This is a genomic window from Limnobacter litoralis, from assembly GCF_030160455.1.
In the GTDB taxonomy this organism is placed as follows: Bacteria; Pseudomonadota; Gammaproteobacteria; order Burkholderiales; family Burkholderiaceae_B; genus Limnobacter; species Limnobacter litoralis.
On record NZ_BSOJ01000033.1, the window covers coordinates 1 to 5,500 of the forward strand.

The 5,500-nt window shown below is 56.0% G+C and carries 6 protein-coding genes; 5 read left to right on the forward strand and 1 reads right to left on the reverse strand.

Features of this window, described 5'->3' with window-relative positions; translation table 11 throughout:
• The first annotated feature begins 129 nt into the window (after positions 1-129).
• The gene (locus QQJ87_RS14705) at positions 130-528 is read left to right on the forward strand and encodes a helix-turn-helix transcriptional regulator (protein ID WP_431310108.1); all 399 of its coding nucleotides are present in this window, start codon (positions 130-132) and stop codon (positions 526-528) included.
• Positions 529-640: 112 nt separating this feature from the next.
• Here QQJ87_RS14705 and QQJ87_RS14095 read toward each other — a convergent pair whose 3' ends face one another.
• Complete coding sequence (locus QQJ87_RS14095) at positions 641-853, reverse strand: hypothetical protein (protein WP_075795176.1); 213 nt, start codon at positions 851-853, stop codon at positions 641-643.
• A gap of 141 nt (positions 854-994) precedes the next feature.
• Between QQJ87_RS14095 and QQJ87_RS14100 the strand changes: the two genes are divergently transcribed.
• From QQJ87_RS14100 to QQJ87_RS14115, 4 genes are read left to right on the forward strand one after another with little or no spacing between them, the layout of a single operon-like run.
• Positions 995-2,062: a helix-turn-helix domain-containing protein gene (locus tag QQJ87_RS14100; protein WP_284282525.1), complete on the forward strand. Its 1,068-nt coding sequence runs from the start codon at positions 995-997 to the stop codon at positions 2,060-2,062.
• Positions 2,043-2,552, forward strand: a complete 510-nt coding sequence (locus tag QQJ87_RS14105) for a PIN domain-containing protein (RefSeq protein ID WP_284282526.1) — start codon at positions 2,043-2,045, stop codon at positions 2,550-2,552. The genes QQJ87_RS14100 and QQJ87_RS14105 overlap by 20 nt, the downstream gene beginning before the upstream one ends.
• 4 nt (positions 2,553-2,556) lie before the next feature.
• Complete coding sequence (locus QQJ87_RS14110) at positions 2,557-4,074, forward strand: type I restriction-modification system subunit M (protein ID WP_284282527.1); 1,518 nt, start codon at positions 2,557-2,559, stop codon at positions 4,072-4,074.
• On the forward strand, positions 4,071-5,438 hold the full coding sequence (locus tag QQJ87_RS14115; protein ID WP_284282529.1) for an AAA family ATPase: 1,368 nt from the start codon (positions 4,071-4,073) through the stop codon (positions 5,436-5,438). Before QQJ87_RS14110 ends, QQJ87_RS14115 begins: the two co-directional genes overlap by 4 nt.
• Positions 5,439-5,500 lie beyond the last annotated feature (62 nt).

The window sequence follows — 5,500 nt, forward strand, 5'->3', positions numbered from 1 at the left end:
ATTCTCCTTGAACCAAAGTATAAAAACACTCCAGTTAACGAGTCCATCTTTCAGGGGCAAGGTCAGGGTTGTCAAGCTCACTCGACCAGATCTGAATACATAACTCCATCAACCCAAAGGAGTTATGTCATGAAAAAATATGTCTTATCTGAAAACGAACTGGCCAAACGTTGGGGCGTGAGCCCAAAAACATTGCAGCGGTGGAGGAACGAAGGCCGTGGTCCTCGCTACCTGAAGTTATCTAAGAGGGTGACCTACCCGTTGGTTGAGGTGACATCGTTCGAGCACAACGCGCTGTATGAATCAACGTCGGAACGAGCACAACAATGCGAATCCCCTCCGTCGTCGAATCTGTTGACAGCGGCGGAGGTCGCCGCCGCCATGGGGATGCCGGTTTATCTGTTTAGCAACAAAAAGGTGCGTGACGCTGCTGGCGTTCCATGCTTGCACATCAACGCCTCGCTGCGTTTCAAGTTGCATGACGTCATGGCTTGGGCTCAGCGCTGCTCAACCGAATCAGAACGGTAGAAAGGAGTTTTGAAGCGCCGGAAAACACAAATAGTCTTTCGGTCGGCGATTCCGAAGGCCCTTCCTTTCAAAACAAGGCGGGGCCTTATACGCTTTGGCCCCAGCGTTGCGGCTACTTCTTCTTGATCAACTGATCGAGCGTCTCCACGCCTTCGCGTTTCAAGACCGTTCCCAGGTGGGCGTCGGAGCGGTAGCCCTTGGCGAAGTCGTCGCCGTAGGTCTGGCGCAAGGTACCTACCTTCGTGTCACTGCGCTTCTGACGGATCTCGCCGTTCTGATCGCGCATGCGGCCATCCAGGCCCTTCGGGAAATGCTTTGTAGCCATGTTTGGACTCCTTCGGCCGCGACGAGGGCTCAGACACCAGGCGGCCTGGCGCCTTGAGGAACCGCAGATCGGCCTGGACTGCGGTTTACAAATTGTACTATAATTTCATTGTGTGTAAACCTCAAAGGAAAAGGCCACCCCATGTTCAGCGTTCGACTCCATCGGGCTCGGAAAGCAGCCGGGCTCTCCCTGCGCGACCTGGGCGAGCGCGTCGGCGTTTCCCACGCCGCTATCAAAAAATACGAAGACGGCCTCGCCATGCCATCCAGCGACATCCTGATCGGGCTGTCGCGTGCGCTCAACGTGCGCACCGAGTACTTCTTCCGTCCCGAGCCTGTGGCGCTCGAAGGCATCGAATACCGCAAGCGCAGCTCGCTGCCCAAGAAGCGGCTGGACGCGATCACCCACGAAGTGATTGACCAGATCGAGCGGCGCATCGAGCTGGAAAACCTGTTCCCGCAGCCGCCCGTCAAGGCGTTCGCGCCCGTCGAGGGGTTGCCAACGACGGTCACTGCGATGGAACAGATCGAGGGGGTTGCCGAGCGTGTCCGCGAGAGCTGGGATCTGGGTTTCGATCCGATCTCTGACTTGATTGACGTCTTGGAAACGAACGGCATCCGTGTCTTCATGATCGAGGCGGACGCCGAGAACAAATTTGACGGCCTCGCGGCGCGTGTCAATGGCATGCCGATCGTGGTCGTCGGACGCCATTGGCCGGGAGATCGCCAGCGCTTCACGCTCGCGCACGAGCTTGGGCATCTGATGCTCGAAGGTCGCCTCCCCGATGATCTGGACGAGGAAATGGCATGCAACCGATTTGCTGGCGCCTTTTTGTTCCCGCGTGCCTCTGTGCTGCAAGAGCTGGGCGAGCACCGCAACGCGATCGAACTCAAGGAACTCGGACTGTTGAAGGAAGAGTTCGGCTTGTCGATGGCCGGCATTCTCTATCGCGCCCGAGACCTCGACATCATCTCGCCGGCCTACCGTGAAGAGCAGGCCAAACTGTTCCGCTTCAAGGGCTGGTACCGAAAAGAACCGGGGCGCGACTACCCCACCGAGAAGGCGCACATCTTTGAGCAACTGGTGTTCCACGCACTGGCCGAGGAGTACATCGGCGAGTCGAAGGCCGCTGAGCTCATGAACATGCCACTGCAACAGTTTCGGCGCGTCCGCTCGATGGAGGGCGGCGATGCTGCTGTTAATCAGTGATGCCAACATCTTGATGGATGTCGAAGTGGGCGATCTGGTGGCACCAATGTTTAGCCTCGGTTACCAGTTCGCCGTGCCTGACGTCCTTTACTACGAGGAACTGGAAGAGCAGCACGCTCATTTGTTGGACATGGGGTTGCAGACTCGCACGCTGTCGGCGAAAAGCGTCGAACGTGTGCAGTCGCTGGCGCAGACCTACGCCAAGCCAGGACGCAATGATCTATTCGCGCTGGCCTTGGCGGAAGCCGAGAAGTGTCCGCTGCTGACCGGCGACGCCGCATTGAGGCAAGCGGCGGAAACCGAGCTGGTCGAGGTAAAAGGCACGGTCTGGTTGATCGGAGAGATGGTGCGCGAGCAGCGCATCACGGTGACGGTGGCCAGGGCGGCACTTCACAAAATGCGGACCAACGGACGGCGCTTGCCGTGGGATGCGGCTGAACAGATGCTGGCGGCCTTCGAAGCGATGCCACCAAGAAAAAATAAGGAATGAAGTAATGAGTGCAATGGCGCACGTCACGCTCAATCTGCTCGAGTCCCACCTGTGGGAATCGGCGAATATTCTTCGCGGCCCGGTAGATGCTGCGGATTTCAAGACCTACATTTTCCCGCTGCTGTTCTTCAAGCGCATCTGCGACGTGTGGGACGAGGAGTATCAGGAGATCGTTGACGAGACCGGCGACGAGCAACTGGCCTGGTTTCCGGAGTCACACCGCTTCCAGATCCCCGAGGACTGCCACTGGAACGACATTCGAACCAAGGCCAGCAATGTCGGTGCGGCCCTGCAGCGCGCGATGCGCGAGATCGAGAAAGCCAACCCGGACACCCTGTACGGTGTGTTCGGCGATGCCCAGTGGTCGAACAAAGAGAGGTTGTCAGATGCCTTGCTCAAGGACCTGATCGAGCACTTCTCGAAGTTGTCGCTTGGCAATCAGAACGTCACATCCGATCTGCTTGGAGATGCCTACGAGTACCTGATCAAAAATTTTGCCGACGCCACCAACAAGAAGGCCGGCGAGTTCTACACCCCACGCAGCGTCGTGCGGCTGATGATCAACATGCTCGATCCCAAGGAGGCCGAGACCATTTATGACCCGGCCTGTGGCACTGGCGGCATGTTGCTGGCAGCCGTGCAGCACGTCAAAGAGATGCACGGCGACGTCAAGCGGCTTTGGGGCAAGCTGTACGGGCAGGAGAAGAACCTCACCACCTCGTCCATCGCGCGGATGAACTTGTTTCTCCACGGCATCGAGGACTTTCAAGTAGTGCGCGGAGACACGCTGCGCAACCCGGCCTTCTTCGAGGGAGACCGCTTGGCCTCTTTCGATTGCGTCATCGCCAATCCGCCGTTCTCGCTCGAGAAATGGGGCGAAGAGCTATGGCTGAACGACCCCTTTGGCCGCAACTTTGCTGGCCTGCCTCCGTCATCCAGCGGCGATTTTGCGTGGGTGCAGCACATGGTCAAGTCGATGGCCGATGTGACTGGCCGAATGGCCGTGGTGCTGCCCCAGGGCGCCCTGTTCCGCAAAGGCGTGGAAGGCAGCATCCGCCAGAAACTGCTAGAGATGGATCTGATCGAGGCCGTGATCGGTCTTGCACCGAATCTGTTCTATGGTACAGGGCTCGCCGCCTGCATTCTGGTGCTGCGCAAGCGCAAGCCGGCCAAGCACAAGAAGACGGTGCTGATCGCCGATGCGTCACGGCTGTTTCGTCGGGGACGCGCGCAAAACTATCTGGAGCCCGAGCACGCCGCCGAAATCCTCGGCTGGTATCGCGGCTTTGCCGATGTGCAGGACTCGATTCGCGTGGTCAGCCTCGACGAGATCAAAGCCGAGGACTGGACGCTGAATATTTCGCGCTATGTGCTGCCGCCACTGCAAGAAGATGTCCCGCCGCTACCCGACGCTATTACCGCTTTCAAAGATGCTCTGACACGCTGTCGAGAAGCGGAGGACCGGCTTGCCCACGTCATGGCCGAGGGCGGCTGGCTAAAAATGGGAGGAGCTTCGCGATGAAACTACGTAGGGTACTTATTGAGAACGTGCGGAGCTTTCTAGACCCTGCGGAACTCCTTCTCGAAGGCGATATCTCGATCATTATCGGTCCAAACGGCGGAGGGAAAACCAACTTGCTGGATACGGTGACAACCGTCCTCCGCAAGCACTTGTTGTCGTCTATTACTCCCCGTAAGTCCCCCACTGCGGAAATTCCGGATAGATATGAGTTCGTTGGCAACGATGTGCTAAATAACACACCTCTCGAACGTCATAGCGCAGGGCAGGCACGTCAGCAGCGTGTGGAAATTGAAGTTGAGGTGACGCAGCGTGATATTGAGAACATCGCATCTATGCGTGGTTCGGCTGCAGAAATTTCAGGTCGCACGGAGCGAAAGTATTTTGGTTTCTCCATCCGAGAGGCTGCCGATTGGGATTTGTCATTGCTGCAGTCAGGGCAGCGCTTCACTTACCAGATACTGAATAATGGCCTGCAAGGGAACTCAGATCGGGCTGCGCAGATTTTTCAAAGGTATCTGGCACTGTACGAGGCAGACAATTGGCTTCGAGATGAACTGGGTCTTGCCAAGCTCTCAACGCCAATGGTTTCGCTCCCAGTAAATCGAGCTGCGAGCGGCTTCCAGTCCTCCTTAAGCTTGGCAGGATATAACGAGTTCGATCACAAGCGAGGCGTGGATGCTGCATCGTCTCGGACTGGAGGGTCAATCGTAACATTGGCGATTGGTAGAATTGCAAGACGGTTTCGACTGCTGCTCGAGCGCGACACAGGGAAGGCCAAGGATGATTTCTATGCAGACCCTGAAATCAAATCCCTGACGTCAATACTTGCCGATCTAGGGTACAAGTGGAACCTTGAATGTATTGATCCATTCTCGAATCAGTATGACGTGCAACTTGAAAAGCAAGGATCAAAATTCTTGGTGGGAGCAGCATCATCCGGAGAGAAGGAGCTGTTAACGTATTTATTTGCGATATTTGCACTCAATGTTCGTGATGCATTAATTGTTGTTGATGAGCCGGAGCTGCATCTCCATCCTCGATGGCAGCGGACTCTGCTCGCATTGTTTGAGCGTTTGTCAAAAGAAACCGGCAATCAATTCTTGCTGGCAACGCACTCTCCCGTTTTCGTATCGCCATCTTCAATTCAATATGTTTCTCGCGTCTATAGCGCAGAACAGAAGAGCGCCATTGTCCGCTTGAATGGTGGTCACCTACCTGAGCCGAAGCATTTATTTTCGATCGTCAACAGCCAAAACAACGAGCGGATGTTCTTTGCGGATAAAGTTGTATTGGTTGAGGGAATTTCTGATCGAATCTTTTTTGAGGCTGTTTTTCAGCGCCTCGGCGTAACGTCGGGGACTTGACCTTGCCCCTGAAAGATGGACTCGTTAACTGGAGTGTTTTTATACTTTGGTTCAAGGAGAAT

Coding starts and splice junctions, on each gene's coding strand:
- QQJ87_RS14705 (WP_431310108.1), top strand. CDS start 130: ATGAAAAAATATGTCTTATCTGAAAACGAACTGGCCAAACGTTGGGGC.
- QQJ87_RS14095 (WP_075795176.1), bottom strand. CDS start 853: ATGGCTACAAAGCATTTCCCGAAGGGCCTGGATGGCCGCATGCGCGAT.
- QQJ87_RS14100 (WP_284282525.1), top strand. CDS start 995: ATGTTCAGCGTTCGACTCCATCGGGCTCGGAAAGCAGCCGGGCTCTCC.
- QQJ87_RS14105 (WP_284282526.1), top strand. CDS start 2,043: ATGCTGCTGTTAATCAGTGATGCCAACATCTTGATGGATGTCGAAGTG.
- QQJ87_RS14110 (WP_284282527.1), top strand. CDS start 2,557: ATGAGTGCAATGGCGCACGTCACGCTCAATCTGCTCGAGTCCCACCTG.
- QQJ87_RS14115 (WP_284282529.1), top strand. CDS start 4,071: ATGAAACTACGTAGGGTACTTATTGAGAACGTGCGGAGCTTTCTAGAC.